Source organism: Niastella soli (assembly GCF_017742245.1).
In the GTDB taxonomy this organism is placed as follows: domain Bacteria; phylum Bacteroidota; class Bacteroidia; order Chitinophagales; family Chitinophagaceae; genus Niastella; species Niastella soli.
In genome coordinates this window covers 779,301-800,804 of the sequence record NZ_JAGHKO010000004.1, presented here as the reverse complement: position 1 = coordinate 800,804, position 21,504 = coordinate 779,301, and the positions used below count along the sequence as shown (strand labels likewise).

The window sequence follows — 21,504 nt, the reverse complement described above, 5'->3', positions numbered from 1 at the left end:
TACAGTTATTTACTGTACGAGTATTTTATGAACATACTTTGTTTTGTTTATAGAAATAGGAACAAAATAAAGTCCTGTTTGCAAACCAGTAAGCCGTAGCGGTGAGCTGAAGGTATTTGCTGGCTGTAAAAAGTATTGTTGCCCTGCATTCCCGGTACTCGCTGAGCCGGCCACGGTTGAAATTATACCCGTTGCTGGTTTCGTCTGCAGCAACATTGTTCGTGTAGGCCAGTTGTGCCGAAGTGGCCGGTCCGCCATCTCCGGTGCTATTTAATGCGCCGCCGGCGACAGTAGTAATGATGCCTGTTGCGGCTGACACTTTTCTGATCCTGAAATTTACATTGTCAGGTATATACGGTTTTCGGCTGAATCAACCTGGATCCCGTAGGGGAAAGCAATGCCAACAGTGGTAGCTGATTTTCCATCGCCGATGCTGCCACCGGCAATAGTGGTGATCATTTGTGCGGGTAATGCGGTTGATATCAATAAAACCAAAGGAACAATAGAAACGGAATAGGTGTGCAGCCTGCCCGGGCCGCACTAAAAAACCCTCACCCCGGCAATACCGGGACGAGGGTTTTGTATTGACATGTTTGATTAGGCAGAAAGATTACAATGAAACATTTCAGACGAGGGATTACAAAGACGAAAATGTACCTGTATCCTGCTCCCTGTTGGGCTTCACATCAAAAATACTTACTCCATTGGACACACTTTTTTAATACCAGTAACGCTTGTTAAACGCTTTCCCACATGGTATTTTCGGTGGCTATCACCTGCATGGTTCCGTTAGAGGATAATGTTACGTTCTTTAATGTGTACAAGCCGGGTTTACAGTTTCCTGGAACTGTTAAACCATCAATGATTGCTTCAGCCGGTAAGCTGCCTCCGTCACCGGCATTAACCTTTTCTGTAATTTCGATTGATTGCATTGGGCAGAAATAAAGCACCATTTTGCCAAAATTGCTTTCTAATCTAACCGGGGAAATGTTAGCTGTCACTGTTTCACCATGCGACAGTTTTTCTTCTTTCATTCTTTGTTGCAATACATGCGGTTGAGAATAAGAAGTAATTACCACCGGAGTTGATTTTTCTGACTCTGTGGGTTTGCCCTTTGCACCAAAGAGATTGCTGAAAAGGGAGGTGTGTTCTTTTTTCATATCTCTTAAATTTTTAGTTACAAAAAACAATACTAAAAAGAGGTCATCTTATACAAGCGTATAATCTGTCTAATAACTTATTGTTCCGATCTGATCAGTAAATAGGATACAGAGATGTACAATTCGTCTTTCTTCGGATTCTGTTAGCGGTGTTAAAAAGGTTCTGACACATATTATCGGCTCAATAGGGTTGGAGCTAAAAAGAGGATAATATGATTCAATTAAGACTACCTAAAAATTAGACAGCGGTTACCTGTAAATTGCTGCTTTGTGTGTATAGGCGAAATGCATGCAAAAGGTATGCTGCTGTAAGCTATGCTTTCGTCCGGATGGTTCTCAAAATGGTGGTGGTCGATAATTCCGTTTTCTTAATTCATCAATAGATCCGGTGCCTGTTATGAAGATATTGAAATGCTTTCCCCCCACTTTGCAAACGCGCTGGTTATGTGCATACTTCCAATGATAAAAGATCAAATATTATGCCGGGCAAACACTTTTCCTATTGCTACAATAATTACTGTTCTCCTTTTATGATATCCTTTATTTGATGTTATTATTTTATTTGCCGCAAGCAGATGGTTATTGTTCTTTCACTTCTTATCTATACGTTGAATTGCATTGGTGCGTTGGCAATGTTATTGCCCTTTCACGGTGAAAGAAGTGTTAATACATGACGTAACTATGATCGCATGTACCAAATTAGACCTTAACAATAAACTACTGCCGGAAGCGATATTGCTCTTCTTTCTGTTGTTAGCAACCGGAAGTTGTTAGCTAACCTAATTTACTCATTTTTTCTGGTAAAGTAATGCACAGGCCCACATTAAAATTTAATTTTTACACAATTCTGAAGTTGCTCTTTGTCTGTCGAAATCAGGGAGTGAGAAAATACTACATGCGCATTATAAAACCGGGCAAATTCAGTGACGAAATAGGTATGTCTGTCGCTTGCAAAAAACGAGCTGTCCCTTTTTAAATCTTTCCTGTTTGCTTTTGGGGCACGTTTTGGCAAATAGCCCAGACTTACCTCGGGGTAGGTTTTCCCCAATGCGTCGATTATCCTGCGCTGTTTAACCATCTATGGTTAGAAAGAGGGTTGGCATTGAATTATAGGAACAGGCTTGATATGTATCAAATGTTATTCGCCATGGAAAAATGGTTCGAACTGATAAAGCAAAAGTTAGCGTCCTGGTTAGTGCTATTGATAAAAATGCTGCCTAATCTGATATTGGCCATTCTCGTTTTTACCGTTTTCTTTTTTATGGCCAAATTCCTGCGAAAAATAGTGTTCAGGCTGTTGACAAGGGTATCCCATAAACCCACTATCAGCGGGTTGTTTTCCAGCATATTTTTTATTGTTATCTTATTGGTAGGCCTTTTTATCAGTTTGCAATTACTGCATCTTGAAAAAACCATTGCTTCTTTACTGGCTGGAGCCGGTATTATTGGGCTGGCCCTGGGTTTTGCTTTTCAGGACCTCACGGCCAATTTTATTTCGGGGGTATTTATCATTTTCAGAAAACCCTTCGATGTGGGCAATATCGTAGATACAAACGGTTTTACCGGTATTGTAGAAGAGATACAACTACGTTCAACCACCATTCGTACTTTTCAGGGCCTGCACATCATGTTGCCGAATAAGGAAATATTTCAAAAACCAATTACCAATTATTCCCTGAGCGGTAAACGGCGCATTGATGTATTGCTTACTTTTTCCGGTAAGTTGAATTTACAGGTTATTGAACAACAAATAAAAGATGCTTTAGCCAGTGTTGCTGAGGTGAAGGATGACAGAGTGCAGGTTTTGTTTACCGATTATAATGGTGATACAGTTAAAATGGAAGTACATTGCTGGATCGACAATACCATTGAAATGGGATTCAATAATATCCGCGATAAAGTTTTACGGCAAATACATGCGGCCGTTACTCCGCATCTTTAATGCTTATCCGTTAATAATGGACCCACCGTTGGGATGCAGCACCTGACCCGTCATATAAGAGGCGTCTTTTGAGGCCAGGAAAAGATAGCTGGGCGCTACCTCAACCGGTTCGCCTGCTCTTTGTAATGGGGTGTTTTCTCCATGGTGTTTGTTGCTTTCCTTATCATTAGTAACGGTAGCAAGGGGCGTCCATATGGGCCCCGGTGCTACACCATTCACCCTGATCTCTTTACTGACCAGGCTGGCCGACAGGCTACGGGTAAAGGCCACAATGGCACCTTTTGTGGCAGAATAATCCAACAGCTGGGCATTACCCTGGTAGGCCGTTACAGAAGTGGTATTGATAATGGCGCTGCCTTTGGGCATATGCGGCAATGCCGACTGCGTGATCCAGATCATGGCAAATACATTTACCTGGAAGGTATGCAGCAGGTCTTCGGTTTTTATATCTTCCAGGCCCTGGGTCTGGTGTTGCGTACCGGCATTATTAACGAGGATATCTATACGGCCGAACTGTTTTACCGCTTTTTCTACCAATTGCCGGCAAAAGGCTTCCTGACTTATATCACCGGGTATCAGCAATGCTTCTCCGCCATATTTTTCTATTATCTTTTTAGTGGAATTGGCGTCTTCATGCTCATTCAGGTAATTGATGACCAGTTTAGCTCCTTCTTTGGCAAACAATATGGCTACTGCTTTTCCAATGCCGCTGTCGCCACCGGTGATCAGGGCGATCTTGTTTTTCAATTTACCACCAGGCTGGTGGGTAACATCATCAACTATGGGTTTGTGATCCATCTGTTTTTCACTGCCGGGCAATGCTTGGTTCGGTTTCATGGCTATGTATTTCTTGATAGCGGGAAAAAAACTGTGCCTGCTTTCTAAAGTATCAGGAACGATTAAAACCAAAAAGACGGGCATCATCGTCCTTAAGGCCCAATGCCAGCCGGGTTATGATCTGTGCTGCTATTATGCTGAATGTTATCCCATTACCACCCAACCCGAGTGCAAAATATGTATGTGGTTTGCCGGGCAGGCTGCCAATATAGGGCAGGCCATCTTTTGTGGAAGCAAATGTGCCGGCCCATTTAAAATCAGTTCTGAAACGGATATGGGGAAATAACTTCCTGAATGTCGTTTCAAGCGCCCTGGCTTTTGCCGGCAGGGCCCGGTCGCGCAGGTAAGGACTGCTAAAATCATCATCCCTGCCCCCAACCAGAATACGGTTATCGGCGGTTGTTCTCAGGTATAAATAGGGGCGCGCCGTTTCCCATATCAGGGCATTGCGATACCAGTGCTGGTTGGTATTACAGGCTTCGCTGATGATGGCATAGGTCGATTGCAGGGTTTGCACTTTTTGTGGAATGTATTGGGCCGATTCATATCCACAGGCGATCACCAGTTTCCGGGCCCTGATCTTTTTACCTTCTTCGGTTATCAGGGCTACTCCGCGCTGGTTTTCGCGAAAATGCGAAATAGCGGTATGGTCATATACTTCCACGCCCAGTTGCCGGCAACGATGCAACAAGGCATGCGTAAGGCTATATGCTTTTATGGCGGCTCCGTCACGCGATAGCAGGGCAGCTTCTTTTTTAAATCCGAATTTGTCGTTTATGGCGTTTTTGTCGAGCCATTGCAATGCAAAGCCATATTGTTTGCGAAGCGTAAATTCCCGTTCCAGGGCGGCCACATCTTTTTTGTAGGAGGCGAATTGCAAGCTGGGATGTCTCGTAAAACCGGCTTCCGGCCATTGGCCGCAAATGTTTTCGAGGTCATCGATGGCTTTCAGACAAAGCAGGTAACTGCGCACTGCATCCCGTTCACCCCGTAAGCCAATCAGTTCTGTGAGGGGAGTATCAATTTCATATTGCAATAAGGCCGTACTGGCAGCCGTACTGCCCATGCCTACATGGCGCTTGTCTACCACCACGGTTTTAAAACCCGCATGTACTAAACACCAGGCCGCCAATGCACCACTAATGCCGGCGCCCATGATCACCACATCGGTGCGTAGGTCATTTTGCAGAGAAGGATAGGAATGAATGATTCCTTTGTCAAGCAGCCAGAAAGGGTATTCTGATCTTAAGTCCATGTACAAATGCTAATTAAGAAATGTGCCACTGTTCAATGGCATATCATTTGAAACGTGTAATGCAGAAAGTTGCGCATTACCTTTTAAATGCTTACTGTAAATGATTTCTATAGTTTTACAGATAGCATTTATATTGGCGTTTTGCATTTTGATGGGCAAGTTATTGCTCAACCTGAGGTAGTAGAAAATATATATATTATATATATGGAAAACCGATGCTTGTATCATGGCATACATTAACATGAATAAAAACATATCGATAACTAAACAGTTGGATTTTCTTTCGGGCGGTGGTGAAATGGGAGAGCGGATTCGAAACTTTGACTGGGGAAACTCGCAACTGGGAGATCCGGAATCCTGGGAACAGGGTTTAAAGACCTGTATTCGCATTATTCTTACCTCAGCGCAACCCATGTTTGTATGGTGGGGACCTTCTCGTATCAATATTTATAACGACCAGTATGCGCATTTTTTGGGGGTAAAGCATCCGTTGGCCCTGGGCGCCAAAGCAGAAGACGTTTGGGCTGAAGTCTGGGACCTGTTGGTTCCCAAAATTGAAAGTGTTGAACGGAATGAAGGTACATATGACGATTCTATGCTTTTTATTATGGAACGTAAAGGTTACCAGGAAGAAGTATATGTGTCGTTTTGTTATAGCCCCGTGCCGGGCAATGATGGCTCTATGAAGGGCTTATTCTGCGTATGTGCCGACAACACGGAACGCGTTATTAATGAAAGGTCACTGCAAACCCTACGTGATCTGGGCGCCATCGCTTTTGATGAAAAATCATTAGACGTTATTTACCGGAACATAGCCGAAGCATTGGGAAAGAACCATAAAGATTTTCCTTTTGCCACTGTATATAAAATAGAGAACAATAACAATACTGCTGTTGCCGCTGCATCAGCAGGTACAAACAATAAACAATACATACTGCCTGCAGCCATTGAGCTGGGCACTTCCACAAAGAGTACGCGGGATTTTGGCGAAGCCTATGCTGCCAATAAAATGACCCTTTCCGAAGTAAATACAGAAATTAAGGATATTCCAAAAGGGGAGTGGAGATCAGCCGCCTCTCAATTCGTTTATATACCCATAAGCGCAGTGGGCAGCAATCATCCCTATGCGATCATTTTTGCGGCATTGAACCCATACCGGCTTTTTGATAATAATTTCAAACAGTTCTGTGAACTGATTGGTGAAAGGGCTTCCCTGGAGATCAATAAAATGCTGGCTATTGAAGAAGAAAGAAAACGGGCCGCAGAACTGGAAAAGATAGACAAGGCAAAAACTGTTTTCTTCAGCAATATCAGCCATGAGTTCAGAACACCGCTTACGCTCATTTTGAATCCTCTGGAAGAGTTGCTCCATCAGCCATCAGGTAATTTGTCGGCAATTGAAAGAAAAAATATTGAGACCACGCACCGGAATGCGGTACGGTTACTCAAACTGGTAAATACCTTACTCGATTTCAGCCGTATTGAATCGGGACGGCAACAGGCTAATTATGCCCTTACTGATCTGGTGGCATTGACCAGGAACCTGGTTGCTAACTTCAGGGCCGTTATTGAAAAAGCCGGAATGAAACTGGTTATAAAAACCGATACGATCGTTAGACCGGTGTATGTTGACCGGCACATGTGGGAGAAGATCGTTTTTAACCTGTTGTCCAATGCTTTCAAGTATACACTTGCTGGGACCATTACAGTAGAATTGTCGGCTGAAGACCAATATGCGGTACTTAAAATAATGGATACCGGCGTGGGCATACCCGAAGCAGAACTGCCTCATATGTTCGAACGTTTTCACCGGGTGCAAAACGTAACGGGCCGTACTTTCGAAGGCACTGGTATTGGTCTGTCATTAATAAAAGAGTTTACTTTATTACATAAAGGAGATATTGGGGTTATAAGCGAATTGGGCAAGGGAAGTACGTTCACTGTTCGAATACCATTAGGTAAAGAACACCTCCCAAAACAGCAAATAACCCGCGTTCACCAGGGCGATCAGGAAGATGCAATGATCACAAACATGTTTGTGGAAGAAGCCGGTACCCTGCTGGTAAAAAATAATGCAGCACATGTGAACGCGACCGACGGAAATGGTATGCCATTGATTCTGGTAGTTGATGATAATGCTGATATGCGCGAACACCTGCAATCCGTGTTAATGCCCCATTTTAAAGTTATTACAGCCATTCATGGGCAGGATGCCTTGCAAAAGATCCAGCAACAACCACCTTCGCTTATTTTAACGGACATCATGATGCCGGTTTTGGATGGTATTGGATTGTTACAGGAAGTAAAAGCAAACAAAGCAACCGCACATATTCCTGTAATATTGTTAACTGCAAGAGCGGGTGAGGAGTCGAAGATCGTAGGCTGGGAAACCGGTGCCGATGATTATCTCACCAAACCGTTTTCTTCCAAAGAATTGATCTCGCGGATCGCTTCCCAGATAAAGACCCAGCAGATAAGAACAGAAGCGCTGATGGATATTGCGGAACAAAAGAAGTATGCCAAAAAGCTGGAAGAAATGAATCGGGAGCTCACTAAAATGAATGAAGAATTGACCTCATTCGCCTATGTGAGCAGTCATGATCTGCAGGAGCCTTTGCGTAAGATCCAGATGTTCAGTAAACGTATTCTGGAAAAGGAAATAAATGTGTTGAGCGATGAAGGAAAGAATTTCTTTTATCGGATGGATAATGCCGCCAACAGAATGCAGTTGTTGATCAACGACCTGCTTACCTATTCCCGCACCAATACTTCGCAAAAGCATTTTGAAAAGACCGATCTCAACAGCCTCCTGGCAGAAGTAAAACAGGAGTTGTGGGAAAAAATAACCGCCACTGGTGCGGTGATAGAATGCGGACGACTACCCATTTTACCTATAATCTCATTTCAGTTCAAGCAGTTATTCACCAACCTCATTACCAACTCCATCAAGTTTGCGCGGACAAACGTGCCACCCCATATTACTATAAAAAGTGAAGTGGTTGATGGTAAAACCATCGATAAGGCTGCTGTTAATATGGAAAAGAAATACTGGCATATTTCCCTGGCAGACAATGGTACCGGCTTTGATCCCAAATTCAGTGAACAAATATTTGGTCTGTTCCAACGCTTGCATGGCCGCAAAGATTATGAAGGAACAGGTATTGGCCTGGCCATTGCCAAAAAAGTGGTAGAGAACCATAACGGTTTTATTATGGCAGAAGGCAAAGAAAATGAGGGCGCCACTATTCACCTTTATCTTCCCGCATAACTACTGCGAAAGCGCATATAAAGTTGCTTTGCCGGTTTTCTTACCTGCCAACCAGAACAAACTATTTACGATCAGTTGGCAATACTCCTTATTTTCAAATTGAAACGATAGTTCCTTATTGGTTTTATTGTCGTAATCAATATCATTATGCCCCATGTTCACATACAACAACCTGTACTTTTTGTTCGTCCATACAACCGGGTAATAGCCTGAATGCCAGATCTCATGTTGTTTGGGACCATTGCCCAAAGGGAAACTGGTTGAGTCTACGGACAGCAATATTTCTATATCGGGGTTTTTCCGCAGGTCGTTTTCCCATTTATACCATTCATTAGGCGCTGATGTAAACGTTTGCGGCAGGTACCGGGTTACCGGGTGATCTCTTTTTTCAACCCGTAAGATGGCAGGCGTTGGGTGCCAGGTATTGCCACTGTACTCACCAGCACCTAACAGCGTATTATGGTACCAGTTCCAGTTTTGCGGATAAGCAGAAGGGGTTAACGCAAAACCGGCAAAATGGAAACTCAGCAAGCCGCCACCGTGCTGCATATAGGTCTCCAACGCGGTGCGTTGCGCAGCATCATCGGGGCGGGTATCCAGAAAAATAACAACCTGGTATTGGGCGAGGTTATTCGTGTTGAGTAAACTCCAGTCGTTGGTTGAATCGTATTGGAAGTGAAACCGGTTTGCCTGTTGAGCAAACCATTTATTGGCTTCATGCACAAAGCTGATGTGCGCCTGATCGTGTTTGGCAGTATAAAAAGCCAGTACATGGAACCGGGCTTTTTGCTGGCAGACAGCCTCGTGTATACCGGTAACATGCTGAAAACATACGATGATCAGAAAGCGAAAAAGGAGCTGTTTGGCAGGCATCGGTACTATGATTTATCTTTTTTGTTAATGAGTTGGGCGGCGGCTTAAAAAGTTAATGCAAATTATGTAATGTACGATTTTTACACCAGTTAGGTGCCCGGTAATGTTTAATCTTGCATATGGAACAATCCGTTGAAATAACAGGGCAACGGGGCATTAGCCTGCGTTCATTGGTGCCAGCCAACGCCCCGGCGCTCGCTGGTATTGCCAATGATGCAGCTATTGCTGCTTGCATTAGAGACAGCTTTCCCTCGCCTTATACGCTCACCAATGCACAGGAGTTTATCCAGTTTGCAGCAGCAGACCCTTACTTACAAGCCTGGGGTATTTTTGACCATAATACGCTGGCAGGAGTGATCAGTTTGACCCGGCAGGAAGATATTTACCGGCACAGTGCCGAGATCGGGTATTGGCTGGGGACTGCTTTTCAGGGAAAGGGAATTATTACCGAAGCGATCGGGCTTGCCTGCCAACATGGGTTTAGCCAGTTAAATATGATCAGGATCTTTGCCCATGTTTTTGAGACCAATACTGCTTCGCGAAAAGCCTTGTTAAAAAACGGATTTGTTATTGAGGGCATAAGAAAAAAGGGGAGTATCAAAAACAAAGTCCTGCTCGATGATTACTTAATGGCTAAACTAAAATAGCAATGCCGGGAAAGATTGGAAAAATAATAGCCCAACGTACGGGCAATGAGAACCTGATCAATATACTGGCCGATGAATTATCGGGCACTGAACTGAATTCGCTGTTACTGGAGGTTTTTTCGCGGCGGGCCCAGCAACTATCAGCTCCCGAACTGTTGAAGCAATATGAAAAGAATCGTTTTGTACAGCCGGCGGAAACTGACTTCGTCCATCTTCTTGAAAGATCGCTGCAAACGCTTCAATGCCTGAGCAGGCATCAGTTTCTGCCGGTACAGGTATCGCCGCTTAGTCAGCTGGGTACCTGTTCGGTGGTGGCAACGGTTGACCAGGACAAAGTAGTTTCGGCTTTACGCAATTGTGAGGTGTTGTCTGATGCTACCAATGCGCTGGCGATGTATATCAGTAGTCAAAAGAAAAAGCAAAAAAATAATGCTGGCGGCAACCATATAAAATACTGCACCACACAACGGCATGTGCGGTCGCAGCCATTTCAATTAAAAGGATTTTCACCGCATTTCACTATAGGCTGCCTGGTATCATCGGGCACAGATACCGGTAATTTTGCTTTTGAAAAGCAAGCAATAGTAGAACATTTCTTAGCGCTGAAAGAGGTGCTGACCACTGTTTTTAATACAGGTGATGTCAGGTTCAGGTTGCAACAACGGGCTGGTTATCCCGATGGTTTTATTCCTGCTGTGCTGGCGTATCTTCATACCCAGGTACCAGAACTGGAAGTAACCCAGGATAAAAACCCCGGTTCCAACAATTATTATAAGGGGCTTCAGTTCAAAGCGGTGATCACTTTACAGCAACGGGACTTTGAAATTGCTGATGGTGGACTGGTAGACTGGACTCAACAATTCCTCAATAATAAAAAAGAACGGTTCTTTATTTCAGGGTTCGGACTGGAATTACTGAATAAGCTGGAGGAAGGACTGTTGTAGCTTATGGGCAAAGTGGTTTTTGAAAATGAACGATCTTCTTTTCTGCGGATAGCCTATCCGCAGCAGGCATTGGCTGGCTGCATCGCTTATTATTTTGAAATAGATACCACCCTTGCTTCAGGCCCCCTTCATATCACCGGATTGCCTTCGGTCAATACGCTTATTGCCATCGATCTTTTGAATGAACAGCCTATTCGCCTGATGGGGCATTTGACCCAGTGCGTTACCGGCTCCTATAAACCGGGTAGTAAAGCATTTTATGCCAAGCTGAAACCCGGCGTCTTTAACACGTTGTGCCCGGTTCCTCCTAATGCCATTCAAAATGATCAGGTAGCGATCCCTCATTTATTCAGGGACTTTTCTGCCTGGCAGTTGGCTGATCTGCCTTCATTCCGGCATCGGGTCAATTTATTTGAAACCCGGCTGTTGCGCTATCAGCCGTTTATGACCGGATATAAACAGCAATATGTGGAGTTGTTCACCCACGTTTTTTCAAATGCGCAATACTGTCAGCCGGAAAGTATACAGTCATTATGCAACCGGCATCATATCACCTATGCATCGCTCAGGCGGTATTTTTTGGAGCATACGGGGGTATCACCCAAGTACTGTCAGAAAGTAATACGTTTTAAATCGGCGTTACAGGCTTATCGTACCTTCGGCTATCATTTCAATTATACCGATTTTGGATATACGGATTATGCTCATTTTTGTAAAGATGCAAAAGGGCTGACCGGGAAGGCGCCGTTGGAGTTGTAATAGTTGGAGATGCAATTTTCAATTTTGCGCATCCTGATATAAAATCATATCCAGTTTATGAGATATCTTGTTTTTGGGTTGACCGTATTTTTTTTCAATAACCTGGCCGCACAAAATGTCGATCCGGCATTGTACGACGTAAGGGCGCTGTTGACTAAAATGAGTTATAACAACAACGAAAGATTCAAAAAAACGTTTCTCCTGGTTGATCAGGCATACAAGCCGGTAAGTATAGAAAAGATAAAGGAAATAGACTCCGTATGGGACCTGTTCTGTGATGATGATATAGAATTTATAGAATGGCAGATCAAAAATTATAAACCTGTAACATTCGACTCATCCTATGCGATCAACTGGACGCGGGTACCAATAGACGACTATGAAACTGTATTTCGAATTCGTTCTGTAAAGGACGACACGGACGCCTGGGAGGAGTATCATAAGAAATTTGGACCAGGGTATTTTTTGCTGTCTTATCCGCTTTTTAATAAAAGCGGAAATATTTGTGTGTTTTATGCTGAGTCAAGTCTCGGCTGGTTAGGCGGTGATGGGGGATATAGTATTTATATAAAGGAAAAAGGTGTATGGAAGTTTTTTCAAACCAGGGGTCAATGGTCGAGCTGAGCATGTAATAAAAAAACAAGAGCCCCGATTGAAATCAGGGCTCAATTGTGTTTATACGTCTCCCTATTTACTTGATAAGTTATGATTTTCAGTGATGGCGGTGCAAACTTAGTATGCATACTGGCAGATCTGTTTGCGTTGTATGCCAACAACCGGTTTTTGTATGTAAATGACATAAATATGTCTTGCCACCGGTCACTGCCAATGACCAACAATAACAAGAAAGGTGTGTTGCCCGCGCAAATGCCCTAACTTTTATCACAACACCATTACCATGAAATACGCTATTATCTTTCTGTTTGCTTGTACAACACACCTTGTGCTGGGACAAAACCGGGAGCTGACAACTGACAGCGCTGTTGCCATCCCTCCCGTAAAATTTGACGCGAAAGGCGCGCTGATAGTAACGGCTTCGGCTACTTCTGCCAATAATGATTTTGATTTCCTGGCCGGCAAATGGAAAATGTACCATCGCCGGTTAAATAAACGGTTGGTGAACTGCCACGACTGGACGGAGTTTGTTTCCTGGGATGAAAACCAGCCTATCTTAAGCGGTAAAGGCAATGTAGATACCTACCGTACTACTGAAATGCCGGGCATGGAAGGGCAGGCTTTTGAAGGGTTTACCCTGCGCACTTTTGATCCCAAAACCAGGCTGTGGAGTTTGTATTGGGTAGCCAGTAATGTGGGCGTGGTTGATCCGCCTATGGTGGGTTCATTTGATAATACGATCGGTCATTTCTTTTGCAAAGACACCTACAATGGAAAACCGGTCCTGGTGGTGTTCCGCTGGGACGCAAGAAATAAAGAACGGCCCATCTGGAGCCAGGCATTTTCCACCGATAATGGTAAAACCTGGGAATGGAACTGGTACAACGTATCTGAGCGCGTAAAATAACAGAGGGCCCGTTTGGACCCTCTGTAGCCTGTTTATCCATTGGCAATGAACGGGCTCTTCTTTATATATTCCTTAGCGAAAAGCTGGTCAATAAGAAAGTGGGCCAAACTGCCTGCGCCTATGGCTGCCCCCGGACAATCTGTTACGCTCACCGCCACCGGATAACGCCCGGCGGTTTGTTCAATCATGGGTAGCCGTACCAGCGTCCAGTCGATAGTACTGGTGGACAATAGTTCATACTCCAGTTGTTTATCAGCGGTGGAAACGGGATAGGTATTTTTCATCCAATCCGTAGCCTGGGCTGTTTTTCCCGTTTTATTGTCAAATGGCGTATCTACATTCAAACCGGTAGTAACTACATAGCGATGCACATTGCATGCCTTCATGGCCTGTATAACATGGGTGGTTGACTGGCTGAAAATAGTAGGTTCGCTTGCCGGGATGCCCAGGCCCAAGGTACTTATAACAGCCTGACAACCATCTATTAAATTATGGACCGCCTTATAGTCTGTAACATTTCCGGGAATAACCTCAACCAGTGGATGGATGGTTTTGAACTTTGCCGGGTCACGAAGGAGCAGTTTGATGGGGAGCTGCTGGGCGAGTAATTCCTGAACGAGGTATTTGCCTGATTTTCCAGTGCCGCCAATAACGGCAACTTTTATTATGTGGTTCATGATCTCAGTTAATAAAAATTGATAATAAAAATAAACTGCCCTGCTTTTCACCAGGAAAAGCAGCAATAAACGAGTATATCAATATTTATCAGGAGATTTTAATGTTGCGAAGGTACAGTATATGAACCAGTTAGGGAAGAAAAAGGGAGAACTGGCCAACGGTATCTGTCTGTTGGGTGTTTTACTAGCGTAGTTTTTCCCCCATTTACATTTTAACTTATCTTAAGTATGTTTGCGAAAATTAAATTGAATGAGCCGCTCTTTAACCCTAGCTTCTGTACTATTGTCCATATGTGTATTTTCTTCATGTAGAAGGGAAAGTGCAGATCTGAGCGTTGGCTTCCGTTTAAAGAAATATATCATCACGTTTGACAACTTTCCGGCGAATTATCATTTTTATGAACGGGACCTATTAGGAAAACTGATTGGCGAACGCGACAGCAGCAATAACCAGGTTTTGTCCATGAACCTGCTGTATGAAAACAGAGGCAGCGTATCAAAAGCTGAGTTTCGCCAGAATGGAGGCCCTGTAACATTTTCTTATGAATTTGAGATCGATGATGCTTATAAAAGGATCACTAAAAGACAACGCCGGGCCGGTACAATAGCGGTAAACGAAGATTATAACGTATATGCCTATGATAATGTAGGCCGGCTGATAGCTGATTCCCAGTATTCCATAACAAATGGTACCTATCAATTAGCATGGGTTTCCAAGTTTATGTATGATGGCGCAAATGCAACCCTGGCAGAAAGTTACAAAATGGAAAATGGAACGCTTGAATTATATGCCCGGTTGAAAAATGAATATGACGGTAAAATAAACCCGCTCAGGAACCAGGAAAACGTGTATTTCTATAATGAAGCCGGTAATGCTATTTATGCCATCGCTACAAAAAGCGCAGGGAATGTGGTAAAACAGTATCTGGCAAAAGGGCATGACGACTTTCAATTGGTACAAACAGCTTCTTACCAATACAATGCAAATAATTATGCGTGGCAGGCCAGTACTGTAAACGAAATACAACCTGGTATGAACGCCGTGACAGTATATACCTTCGAATAATTCAAGAATATCATAACAGTTCTGTTGTAGGCTTTATATTAAAAAAATCGTATACTAGCGGAATTATCAACGCATAATGGTTCGGCTGGTAACGATCATACTTATTTGCTTTACCTGGTGCCAGGTGTATTCGCAGGACACTGCCTGTTTAAAAGTTCATTTCCTCTATGGTTCCAAACCTTTAAAAAAATATAAGGATACAGAACGGAAATGGTTTGGCGGCATTTTAGGAGGCCATGTAGGTATTGAAAGCGATAGCGATAAAATTGTGAACTTCCTGAAAAAAGGAGAGTTGCATTGGTTTGCTAAAGAGAAAAACCGGCATAGCCGGTATGGGGTCCATTCCGAAAAACAATTCTATTCCCTGTTTCACTACAACCCCGATAGCGTAAAAAGTGCCATCATTTATATTCCTGTTAGCGCTCGGCAGAAACAGCAATTCGATAGTATTACAGCAGCTTACCTGAAACAAACGCCCTACGATTATGCGTTTATAGGAATGCGTTGTGGCGCGGCCGCTTACGATATCCTGGCGCAATTGCATATTCTGCCCCGGTATAGTTATAGGAACACTTACCGGAAAATATTTTATCCCAAAAAATTGAGAACGCGCCTGTTAAAAGAGGCAGCCCAACATGGCTGGCGGGTGGTGCGGCAAAACGGATCAACTACCCGTAAGTGGGAACAGGATTGAACATGTCCTGGACTGAAACCTACACTTTAACTACTGCGATCAGACTGGCCAGCACCGTTAAACCCACTATTACCAGGTAAACTTTCACCGGTAAGGTTTTACGGCTGTATAAGCCATTTAAAGTGCTGATCACACCAAAAATGACCAGCTTGGGGACTACTTTGTAATAATTGATAACCGGGTATTTTAATGCTACCAGTAATAACCCGCTCACCAATATGGAAATACCTAATAGTAACCCGGTTTTCGGTAGTTGTTTTACAGGTTTGGGGTACAGCATTACAAGCAGGGCGGTATACCACAGGAATGCCACAAAATGAAGAATAAGGATAATATTAAACAGTATCATAAGTAAGTTATTTTACAGTTTTTGCACGTAAATAATAGCTACCCAGCAGTATGGCGATGATGACGGCTGACAGATGGGGGTAAAGGGCCGCTGTTTGAACGTTGGCTTGTGAAGCTACAATACTCATGTCAGTAGCTGGAACTATTACGGCGCAGAGCGAAAGAATGCCCAATGCACGATATTGACGGGTAAGCAGCAACGCTGTAAGTGCCAGGCCAGAGAAGATATCGCGGGCGCCTTTTAAATAGTGGAAGGAAAAATTGCCACCAGTATTCACCTGGATGCCATATGCGTGTTCCGCTTCAACAGGAACAAAGAAGAAACGGGCGCCAATAAAAACTAAACCAAGACCGGTAAGTAAACAGAGCCAGTACGCGATAATGGGTGTGATCTTTTTCATTTGCATTATGTTTATAATGCAAATGTCATCGACGGCACCAACTTTTTCATGCACCCAGGTTAATTAATGCAGGGAAAGCCTTTTTCTGATGCGGCTGAGTGATTGCGGTTTCACGCCCACGCAAGAGGCTATATAATATTGAGGTATGCGTTGTTGCAGATCGGGGTGCGCCAGCAGCAGTTTTTTATACCGCTGTTCCGGGGTGTCGGAATAAAAAGAATTCAGGTTTTGCAAAGCCTGTACAAATACCTGTTCAATGATCAGTCGGCCCATGCGCTCACCGTTGGCCATGGTGCTGTAGAGGCGGTTCAGGTGCTCGTAGGAGATAATGTACATGACCGTGTCTTCCAGGGCTTCTATGCTTTTAAGAGAGGGTATTTGCGGCACAAAACTTTCATAATTGCTTACAAACTCGTATTCCTTCGCGAAATAGAAAGTTTTTTCTTCGCCGTCCTCAGTTAAGAAATAACGCATCAAACCTTTTACAATGAACCCTACATGCCGGCAAACCTTTCCTTCCTGTAAAAATGGTTCCCCTTTTTTAAAGTGCTTTTCCGTAAAAAGGCTGGCGATAATTTCCTTTTCAGCTTCCCCAACAGGAACAAAGTAGGCAATGCTATTGAATAAGGCTTCCATATGGGAATAAAGATAAGCAATCAACAAATCCGAGACCCCAAAAGGCGACCTCCAGTATCCCCTTATAGGGAATTGCAAGGAGATCAGCCGGACCTCACAGGGACATTATCCCTGTCAGGTCCTTGTGAGGTCCTTGTGAGGTCCTTGTGAGGTCCCTGTTAGGTCCCTATTAGACCCGTTTGAAGTGATAAACAGATCTCAAAAATTATCGCCTGTCAGCGTTCTCTTATTTCATTCCCATTACGGGAATGCCCATAATTCAGCTTCGGTTTGTGTTCAGTTAAGCTTCGACCATCCACATTGTGAAAAGGGTGCCAAAATCCTGGGAAATTTCCTACTGTATGGACAGACCCTTTGCATTGGAACTACCAAAAACATTAAAATAGCAAACAGGAAATAAGATTGTAGCTTTATCTGGCAAAACTATGCTCCATGCAGATCAGTGATGTTTTTACTATTGAGAAATTCCGGGATAAATGTTTTGGACCAACAGAACTTACAACGGAACTTTTTAATAAAATACTGGTCATTGAAAAGGGAAGGGGTGAACTGGAGCTGGCTTATGTTCCCCATACCATTTCCAGGGGTAAGGTGTACCTGATTGGTAAAGATAAACGGGTTGTTTTCGGAGAAAATAAGATCAGCGGGTATTTATTACAATTCGATGATTCGTTCTGGCAAAAGACCCCACTCAGCGCCAATAACTGCAAAGAAGTACTATTCAACAGAAGCATAGATAGTTTTACGCTTATTCCCGATAAACAACATTTTGATCACCTGCTTGAATTACTGGAGCTTACCTATTGCGATTTTGAACTGCCCGATTACAGCAATAAACCCGATGTGCTGGCAGCCTATCTGAAAGTGATCATTATAAAAACAGCCAATATTCATTTCCTGCTTAAGGCCGATACAAGCTCTTATGACAGCAAGTTGTTTGAACGGTTTGTAGCCCTTGTTAGTGAAAAAGGAAACTATTTACATAAAGTCGATGATCATGCCGATGCATTGGGGATAAGCACTCGAAAACTCTCGGATGTATGCAAGAGCAAAGGAAAGAATGCCAAAAAAATGATCCTGCAACACCTGGTTAACGAAGCAAAGAAAGACCTGCAATTCACCTCCCGCTCTATAAAAGAGATTGCCGGCCAGTTGCATTTCGCCAATCCCTATCAGTTCAGTAACTTCTTCAAAAATCAAACAGGGTATAGCCCTAATCAGTACCGCGATCAGTTTGTAAAAATTGGTATCTGATATGTAATTTCTGGCATTTCCCGGCTATGAACTGTCAAATAGCTTTGCATAAAAATAAAAGCAAAGTAATATGTCAGTAAACAAACCAAAAGCAGTAGCAGGCATTACTATTCCCGATAGCACTATTGCAAAACAAGCCACCGAGCTGTTGCTGGAACATGGTACAGAATTCATTTATAACCACTCCTTAAGGGTATTTGTATTCGCATCGTTGAATGGGGCGAACCGGAAACTGCGATATGATCCTGAGTTATTGTATGTAAGTGCTGTTTTTCATGACCTGGGGCTTACTCCGCATTATAGCAGTGCCGATAAACGATTTGAGGTAGATGGCGCCAATGCGGCCCGTGATTTTCTTAAAGGACATGGCCTGCCGCCATCATCGCTGCAGCTGGTTTGGGATACTATTGCGCTGCATACCACTATAGGGGTAGCTGAATATAAAGAAGCCGAAGTTGCTTTATTGTATTCCGGTGTGGGGTTGGATGTAATGGGCGAGGGGTACCAGGAGCTGACTGAAGAGAACCGCGAAGCCATTATTAAACAATTCCCCCGTAATGGCTTTAAGAAAAACATCATACCCACTTTTTTTGATGGCTTTAAGCATAAGACGGATACTACTTTTGGTAATATCAAGGCAGATGTATGCGCCTTTATGATACCTGGTTTTCAGCGAAAGAACTTTTGTGATTGTATTTTACAGTCGCCTTGGAGTGAATAGGGCCCGCACTTCCTTCCGGTATAGCGCCCTGAAAGCGATGACATAACTTGTGTAATTTTGTGGTGTATTCAATACTACATTAAATTAAGGTTATGGCAATTACAAGAGAATTGATAAGAATAGAAAACCCCGAGGGTGAACCCGGTTTTCTGGGTGCAGGGCATATTGCACGGCCGTTGATCTATGATAATTACATCCAAAGCGATCCATTTATTTTGCTGATGGACGATGTGCTGGATAAGAAAGATACTAAACCCGTGGGCGGTCCCCACCCACATGCCGGTTTTGAAACGGTGACGCTGGTGCTTGACGGTGAGTTAGGCGCAGATGATCACAAACTGAAAAGCGGCGACTTTCAACTCATGACGGCGGGCAGTGGGGTAGTTCATACCGAGATCATTGATAAACCCGGCAACATGCGTATTCTTCAGCTATGGGCCAATCTTCCCCGGGAACACCGGCAGGCCATGCCCCGGTTGCAGGACCTGCCCCTGGCACATGTACCTGTTGTCAATGACAAGGCAACGCAAATAAAATTATACAGCGGTTCGCTGGCTGGCGTTACCTCGCCGATACAAAACTATGTACCCCTGATCATTGCTGATGTTACCGTTGCGCCAGGTGCATCGTCTGTGCAAAAAATACCAGCAAGCTATAATACCTTCCTGTACATTTTGCAGGGCGGGGTACAGGTGGGAGATCATAAAACCTGGCTGTATAAAGATCAGGTAGGCTGGTTGAATATTGTTGACGAGCACGGCGAAAGTGAATTAAAGATAACGGCAGGTGAGGAAGGCGTACGGTTTGTATTATACGCAGGAAAACCATTACATGAGAAAATTGTTTCTCACGGTCCCTTTATTGCGGATAGTTCAGAGGATATTGTATCGCTGTATAACCAGTACCGGCAGGGCAAAATGAAACATATTTCAACGGTGCCCGAAGAACAGCATTATAAATGGTAAATAAGTAACTCAATATAAAAGGGCCTGTAAAGGCCCTTTTATATTGATGGCTGGTTAGGCATGTTCAAGAATGCTTTCAGTTGTGTATACTCTCAATGTCGGGTTTTTAGCAAAGTCTTTTCTTACTTTGTCTACAAGCTCTTTATACGTGCCGCTGGTGTGATACGCATCGGCATCATCTTTTGTTTCCCAGGTTGTCATTGAAATATACTCATTCGAATTGTCCATGGGCTCCAGTAATCTGCAATCAAGATTACCTTTTTGAACTTTTACAACAGGTACAACCTGATCGCGGTAAACCCTTTTGGCCTGATCTACATTTTCTGGTAAAAAAGTGATGTAGGTGAGTCGGACAATCATAAATCCTCCTGTTTTTTAAGATGAAGAAAACGGAATTGTCAGGTGGGTCCAGACTGTGCGGATCTATTAAGGAAACAGGTAAAGTTGTTGGAATTGGAGTGTTAAGGTACAACTAAAGTTATTAAGTTGCCCTGGGAAAGCAGACAAATGTTTCCTATGAAGGCAACAACTAATATCGCATAATTGAATTGCTTATCCAGCTTTTCAATGGTCTTTGAGCTCGATCCATACCGGTGCATGGTCGCTTGTTTTTTCCCAGCCACGTACGTCCCGGTCAACACCTGCGGCCAGTAATTGTTTTTCTATGGCCGGGTTCAATAAGAAATGATCAATGCGCAGCCCGGCATTCCGCCCGTAAGCATTTCTGAAATAATCCCAAAAAGTATAAATGGTTTCGTCAGGATACAGCTTTCTGATGGCGTCGGTCCAACCCTGTTCAACCAGTTTTTTAAATGCCGCCCGGGTTTCGGGTCTGAAAAGGGCATCGTTCACCCATCGTTCGGGTTTATAAACGTCTTTTTCCGTTGGCATTACATTGTAATCTCCGGTTAGGATAACCGGTTTTTTTGATTTTAATAGTCCGGCAGCATACACAGTGAGGCGTTCAAACCAGGCCAGTTTATAATCAAATTTGGGGCCCGGGGCCGGGTTGCCATTGGGCAAATACAGGCACCCAATGGTGAGGTCATTAACAGTAGCTTCAATATAACGGCTGTGTACGTCCTCGGGGTCGCCGGGAAGACCTCTTTGCGTTTCTACAGGCAGACCATACTTCGATAAAATGGCAACCCCATTCCAGCTTTTTTGCCCATGCCAGATGGCATGATAGCCCAGGTCTGAGATGGCTTTTTCGGGGAACTTCTCCTGCGGTGCTTTCAGTTCCTGCAAGCAAACCACATCTGGCGAACTTTCCTGTAACCAGCGTAATAACACAGGCAACCGCCCATTGATCCCGTTTACGTTATAGGTAGCTATTTTCATTATAGAGATTCCTTTGCATCGAAATTAATGATTGTAAAGAAATTCATAATAGTTTCTTAAGTCAGATCATTAAAAATTTGGGGCATAGAACTTGTGTTTACTTCACGTTGCATGATGCTGTGTACTGTACCCTGGTAATATTCATAAAGACCTTTTTAGCCAACCGAGTCGCCTATTCATTTTGTTAAAAATTA

The 21,504-nt window shown here is 43.6% G+C and carries 25 protein-coding genes; 13 read left to right on the top strand and 12 right to left on the bottom strand.

Going from position 1 to position 21,504, the window contains the following annotated elements:
• Positions 1-25 precede the first annotated feature (25 nt).
• The 3 genes from J7I42_RS18110 to J7I42_RS18105 form a co-directional block, all read right to left on the bottom strand.
• Positions 26-319: a hypothetical protein gene (locus tag J7I42_RS18110; protein ID WP_209140253.1), complete on the bottom strand. Its 294-nt coding sequence runs from the start codon at positions 317-319 to the stop codon at positions 26-28.
• A 17-nt stretch (positions 320-336) separates the two neighbouring features.
• Positions 337-459 carry a hypothetical protein gene (locus tag J7I42_RS35395; RefSeq protein ID WP_262898134.1) on the bottom strand — a complete coding sequence of 41 codons (123 nt, stop codon included), beginning with the start codon at positions 457-459 and terminating at the stop codon, positions 337-339.
• A gap of 278 nt (positions 460-737) precedes the next feature.
• On the bottom strand, positions 738-1,160 hold the full coding sequence (locus tag J7I42_RS18105; RefSeq protein WP_014217921.1) for a hypothetical protein: 423 nt from the start codon (positions 1,158-1,160) through the stop codon (positions 738-740).
• 1,147 nt (positions 1,161-2,307) lie between these two features.
• Here J7I42_RS18105 and J7I42_RS18100 point away from each other — a divergent pair.
• On the top strand, positions 2,308-3,102 hold the full coding sequence (locus J7I42_RS18100) for a mechanosensitive ion channel family protein (protein WP_209140252.1): 795 nt from the start codon (positions 2,308-2,310) through the stop codon (positions 3,100-3,102).
• 3 nt (positions 3,103-3,105) lie between these two features.
• Here J7I42_RS18100 and J7I42_RS18095 read toward each other — a convergent pair whose 3' ends face one another.
• Entirely contained in the window at positions 3,106-3,939 is an 834-nt protein-coding gene (locus tag J7I42_RS18095) for an SDR family oxidoreductase (protein ID WP_209140251.1), read from the bottom strand.
• 52 nt (positions 3,940-3,991) lie between these two features.
• Positions 3,992-5,194 (bottom strand): NAD(P)/FAD-dependent oxidoreductase, encoded by a 1,203-nt coding sequence (locus J7I42_RS18090; protein ID WP_209140250.1) that lies wholly within the window; start codon positions 5,192-5,194, stop codon positions 3,992-3,994.
• Between the two features lie 226 nt (positions 5,195-5,420).
• Here J7I42_RS18090 and J7I42_RS18085 point away from each other — a divergent pair, with 226 nt between their 5' ends.
• Entirely contained in the window at positions 5,421-8,462 is a 3,042-nt protein-coding gene (locus J7I42_RS18085) for an ATP-binding protein (RefSeq protein ID WP_209140249.1), read from the top strand.
• On the opposite strand, the gene J7I42_RS18080 is transcribed toward J7I42_RS18085, so the two are convergent.
• Positions 8,463-9,335: a ThuA domain-containing protein gene (locus tag J7I42_RS18080; protein WP_209140248.1), complete on the bottom strand. Its 873-nt coding sequence runs from the start codon at positions 9,333-9,335 to the stop codon at positions 8,463-8,465.
• Between the two features lie 119 nt (positions 9,336-9,454).
• Here J7I42_RS18080 and J7I42_RS18075 point away from each other — a divergent pair, with 119 nt between their 5' ends.
• The 6 genes from J7I42_RS18075 to J7I42_RS18050 all read left to right on the top strand — a co-directional run bounded on the left by J7I42_RS18075 (position 9,455) and on the right by J7I42_RS18050 (position 13,207).
• Positions 9,455-9,982: a GNAT family N-acetyltransferase gene (locus tag J7I42_RS18075; RefSeq protein ID WP_209140247.1), complete on the top strand. Its 528-nt coding sequence runs from the start codon at positions 9,455-9,457 to the stop codon at positions 9,980-9,982.
• A 2-nt stretch (positions 9,983-9,984) separates the two neighbouring features.
• A complete protein-coding gene (locus J7I42_RS18070) occupies positions 9,985-10,926 on the top strand; it encodes a hypothetical protein (protein ID WP_209140246.1) in 942 nt (313 codons plus the stop codon).
• A gap of 3 nt (positions 10,927-10,929) precedes the next feature.
• Positions 10,930-11,685 carry a helix-turn-helix transcriptional regulator gene (locus J7I42_RS18065; protein ID WP_209140245.1) on the top strand — a complete coding sequence of 252 codons (756 nt, stop codon included), beginning with the start codon at positions 10,930-10,932 and terminating at the stop codon, positions 11,683-11,685.
• A 57-nt stretch (positions 11,686-11,742) separates the two neighbouring features.
• Complete coding sequence (locus J7I42_RS18060) at positions 11,743-12,309, top strand: hypothetical protein (protein ID WP_209140244.1); 567 nt, start codon at positions 11,743-11,745, stop codon at positions 12,307-12,309.
• Between the two features lie 81 nt (positions 12,310-12,390).
• Positions 12,391-12,561, top strand: coding sequence for a hypothetical protein (locus tag J7I42_RS18055; protein WP_209140243.1), 171 nt, complete (start codon positions 12,391-12,393; stop codon positions 12,559-12,561).
• Positions 12,562-12,583: 22 nt separating this feature from the next.
• Entirely contained in the window at positions 12,584-13,207 is a 624-nt protein-coding gene (locus J7I42_RS18050; protein ID WP_209140242.1) for a hypothetical protein, read from the top strand.
• 32 nt (positions 13,208-13,239) lie between these two features.
• Here the strand turns inward: J7I42_RS18050 and J7I42_RS18045 are convergent, their stop codons facing one another.
• Complete coding sequence (locus J7I42_RS18045) at positions 13,240-13,884, bottom strand: NAD(P)-dependent oxidoreductase (RefSeq protein ID WP_209140241.1); 645 nt, start codon at positions 13,882-13,884, stop codon at positions 13,240-13,242.
• Between the two features lie 250 nt (positions 13,885-14,134).
• On the opposite strand from J7I42_RS18045, the gene J7I42_RS18040 reads away from it, so the two are divergent.
• Complete coding sequence (locus tag J7I42_RS18040; RefSeq protein WP_209140240.1) at positions 14,135-14,950, top strand: hypothetical protein; 816 nt, start codon at positions 14,135-14,137, stop codon at positions 14,948-14,950.
• Between the two features lie 76 nt (positions 14,951-15,026).
• Positions 15,027-15,644: a hypothetical protein gene (locus tag J7I42_RS18035; protein ID WP_209140239.1), complete on the top strand. Its 618-nt coding sequence runs from the start codon at positions 15,027-15,029 to the stop codon at positions 15,642-15,644.
• 19 nt (positions 15,645-15,663) lie between these two features.
• On the opposite strand, the gene J7I42_RS18030 is transcribed toward J7I42_RS18035, so the two are convergent.
• The 3 genes from J7I42_RS18030 to J7I42_RS18020 all read right to left on the bottom strand — a co-directional run bounded on the left by J7I42_RS18030 (position 15,664) and on the right by J7I42_RS18020 (position 17,029).
• Complete coding sequence (locus tag J7I42_RS18030; protein ID WP_209140238.1) at positions 15,664-15,993, bottom strand: hypothetical protein; 330 nt, start codon at positions 15,991-15,993, stop codon at positions 15,664-15,666.
• Between the two features lie 7 nt (positions 15,994-16,000).
• Positions 16,001-16,393, bottom strand: a complete 393-nt coding sequence (locus J7I42_RS18025) for a DUF4267 domain-containing protein (protein ID WP_209140237.1) — start codon at positions 16,391-16,393, stop codon at positions 16,001-16,003.
• 63 nt (positions 16,394-16,456) lie between these two features.
• Positions 16,457-17,029, bottom strand: coding sequence for a Crp/Fnr family transcriptional regulator (locus tag J7I42_RS18020; RefSeq protein WP_209140236.1), 573 nt, complete (start codon positions 17,027-17,029; stop codon positions 16,457-16,459).
• 432 nt (positions 17,030-17,461) lie between these two features.
• On the opposite strand from J7I42_RS18020, the gene J7I42_RS18015 reads away from it, so the two are divergent.
• From J7I42_RS18015 to J7I42_RS18005, 3 genes are all read left to right on the top strand, one after another.
• Positions 17,462-18,283 (top strand): helix-turn-helix domain-containing protein, encoded by an 822-nt coding sequence (locus J7I42_RS18015; RefSeq protein WP_209140235.1) that lies wholly within the window; start codon positions 17,462-17,464, stop codon positions 18,281-18,283.
• A 70-nt stretch (positions 18,284-18,353) separates the two neighbouring features.
• Positions 18,354-19,004, top strand: a complete 651-nt coding sequence (locus tag J7I42_RS18010) for an HD domain-containing protein (protein WP_209140234.1) — start codon at positions 18,354-18,356, stop codon at positions 19,002-19,004.
• A 92-nt stretch (positions 19,005-19,096) separates the two neighbouring features.
• Positions 19,097-19,969, top strand: a complete 873-nt coding sequence (locus tag J7I42_RS18005) for a pirin family protein (RefSeq protein ID WP_209140233.1) — start codon at positions 19,097-19,099, stop codon at positions 19,967-19,969.
• Between the two features lie 54 nt (positions 19,970-20,023).
• Here the strand turns inward: J7I42_RS18005 and J7I42_RS18000 are convergent, their stop codons facing one another.
• The gene (locus J7I42_RS18000) at positions 20,024-20,329 is read right to left on the bottom strand and encodes an antibiotic biosynthesis monooxygenase family protein (protein ID WP_209140232.1); all 306 of its coding nucleotides are present in this window, start codon (positions 20,327-20,329) and stop codon (positions 20,024-20,026) included.
• 204 nt (positions 20,330-20,533) lie between these two features.
• Positions 20,534-21,310 carry an exodeoxyribonuclease III gene (xth, locus tag J7I42_RS17995; protein WP_209140231.1) on the bottom strand — a complete coding sequence of 259 codons (777 nt, stop codon included), beginning with the start codon at positions 21,308-21,310 and terminating at the stop codon, positions 20,534-20,536.
• Positions 21,311-21,504 lie beyond the last annotated feature (194 nt).

Excerpts from the sequence above, each read along its gene's own strand:
- J7I42_RS35395 (WP_262898134.1), bottom strand. The coding sequence starts at position 459 with ATGATCACCACTATTGCCGGTGGCAGCATCGGCGATGGAAAATCAGCT.
- J7I42_RS18105 (WP_014217921.1), bottom strand. The coding sequence starts at position 1,160 with ATGAAAAAAGAACACACCTCCCTTTTCAGCAATCTCTTTGGTGCAAAG.
- J7I42_RS18100 (WP_209140252.1), top strand. The coding sequence starts at position 2,308 with ATGGAAAAATGGTTCGAACTGATAAAGCAAAAGTTAGCGTCCTGGTTA.
- J7I42_RS18095 (WP_209140251.1), bottom strand. The coding sequence starts at position 3,939 with ATGAAACCGAACCAAGCATTGCCCGGCAGTGAAAAACAGATGGATCAC.
- J7I42_RS18090 (WP_209140250.1), bottom strand. The coding sequence starts at position 5,194 with ATGGACTTAAGATCAGAATACCCTTTCTGGCTGCTTGACAAAGGAATC.
- J7I42_RS18085 (WP_209140249.1), top strand. The coding sequence starts at position 5,421 with ATGGCATACATTAACATGAATAAAAACATATCGATAACTAAACAGTTG.
- J7I42_RS18080 (WP_209140248.1), bottom strand. The coding sequence starts at position 9,335 with ATGCCTGCCAAACAGCTCCTTTTTCGCTTTCTGATCATCGTATGTTTT.
- J7I42_RS18075 (WP_209140247.1), top strand. The coding sequence starts at position 9,455 with ATGGAACAATCCGTTGAAATAACAGGGCAACGGGGCATTAGCCTGCGT.
- J7I42_RS18070 (WP_209140246.1), top strand. The coding sequence starts at position 9,985 with ATGCCGGGAAAGATTGGAAAAATAATAGCCCAACGTACGGGCAATGAG.
- J7I42_RS18065 (WP_209140245.1), top strand. The coding sequence starts at position 10,930 with ATGGGCAAAGTGGTTTTTGAAAATGAACGATCTTCTTTTCTGCGGATA.
- J7I42_RS18060 (WP_209140244.1), top strand. The coding sequence starts at position 11,743 with ATGAGATATCTTGTTTTTGGGTTGACCGTATTTTTTTTCAATAACCTG.
- J7I42_RS18055 (WP_209140243.1), top strand. The coding sequence starts at position 12,391 with ATGATTTTCAGTGATGGCGGTGCAAACTTAGTATGCATACTGGCAGAT.
- J7I42_RS18050 (WP_209140242.1), top strand. The coding sequence starts at position 12,584 with ATGAAATACGCTATTATCTTTCTGTTTGCTTGTACAACACACCTTGTG.
- J7I42_RS18045 (WP_209140241.1), bottom strand. The coding sequence starts at position 13,884 with ATGAACCACATAATAAAAGTTGCCGTTATTGGCGGCACTGGAAAATCA.
- J7I42_RS18040 (WP_209140240.1), top strand. The coding sequence starts at position 14,135 with ATGAGCCGCTCTTTAACCCTAGCTTCTGTACTATTGTCCATATGTGTA.
- J7I42_RS18035 (WP_209140239.1), top strand. The coding sequence starts at position 15,027 with ATGGTTCGGCTGGTAACGATCATACTTATTTGCTTTACCTGGTGCCAG.
- J7I42_RS18030 (WP_209140238.1), bottom strand. The coding sequence starts at position 15,993 with ATGATACTGTTTAATATTATCCTTATTCTTCATTTTGTGGCATTCCTG.
- J7I42_RS18025 (WP_209140237.1), bottom strand. The coding sequence starts at position 16,393 with ATGAAAAAGATCACACCCATTATCGCGTACTGGCTCTGTTTACTTACC.
- J7I42_RS18020 (WP_209140236.1), bottom strand. The coding sequence starts at position 17,029 with ATGGAAGCCTTATTCAATAGCATTGCCTACTTTGTTCCTGTTGGGGAA.
- J7I42_RS18015 (WP_209140235.1), top strand. The coding sequence starts at position 17,462 with ATGCAGATCAGTGATGTTTTTACTATTGAGAAATTCCGGGATAAATGT.
- J7I42_RS18010 (WP_209140234.1), top strand. The coding sequence starts at position 18,354 with ATGTCAGTAAACAAACCAAAAGCAGTAGCAGGCATTACTATTCCCGAT.
- J7I42_RS18005 (WP_209140233.1), top strand. The coding sequence starts at position 19,097 with ATGGCAATTACAAGAGAATTGATAAGAATAGAAAACCCCGAGGGTGAA.
- J7I42_RS18000 (WP_209140232.1), bottom strand. The coding sequence starts at position 20,329 with ATGATTGTCCGACTCACCTACATCACTTTTTTACCAGAAAATGTAGAT.
- xth (WP_209140231.1), bottom strand. The coding sequence starts at position 21,310 with ATGAAAATAGCTACCTATAACGTAAACGGGATCAATGGGCGGTTGCCT.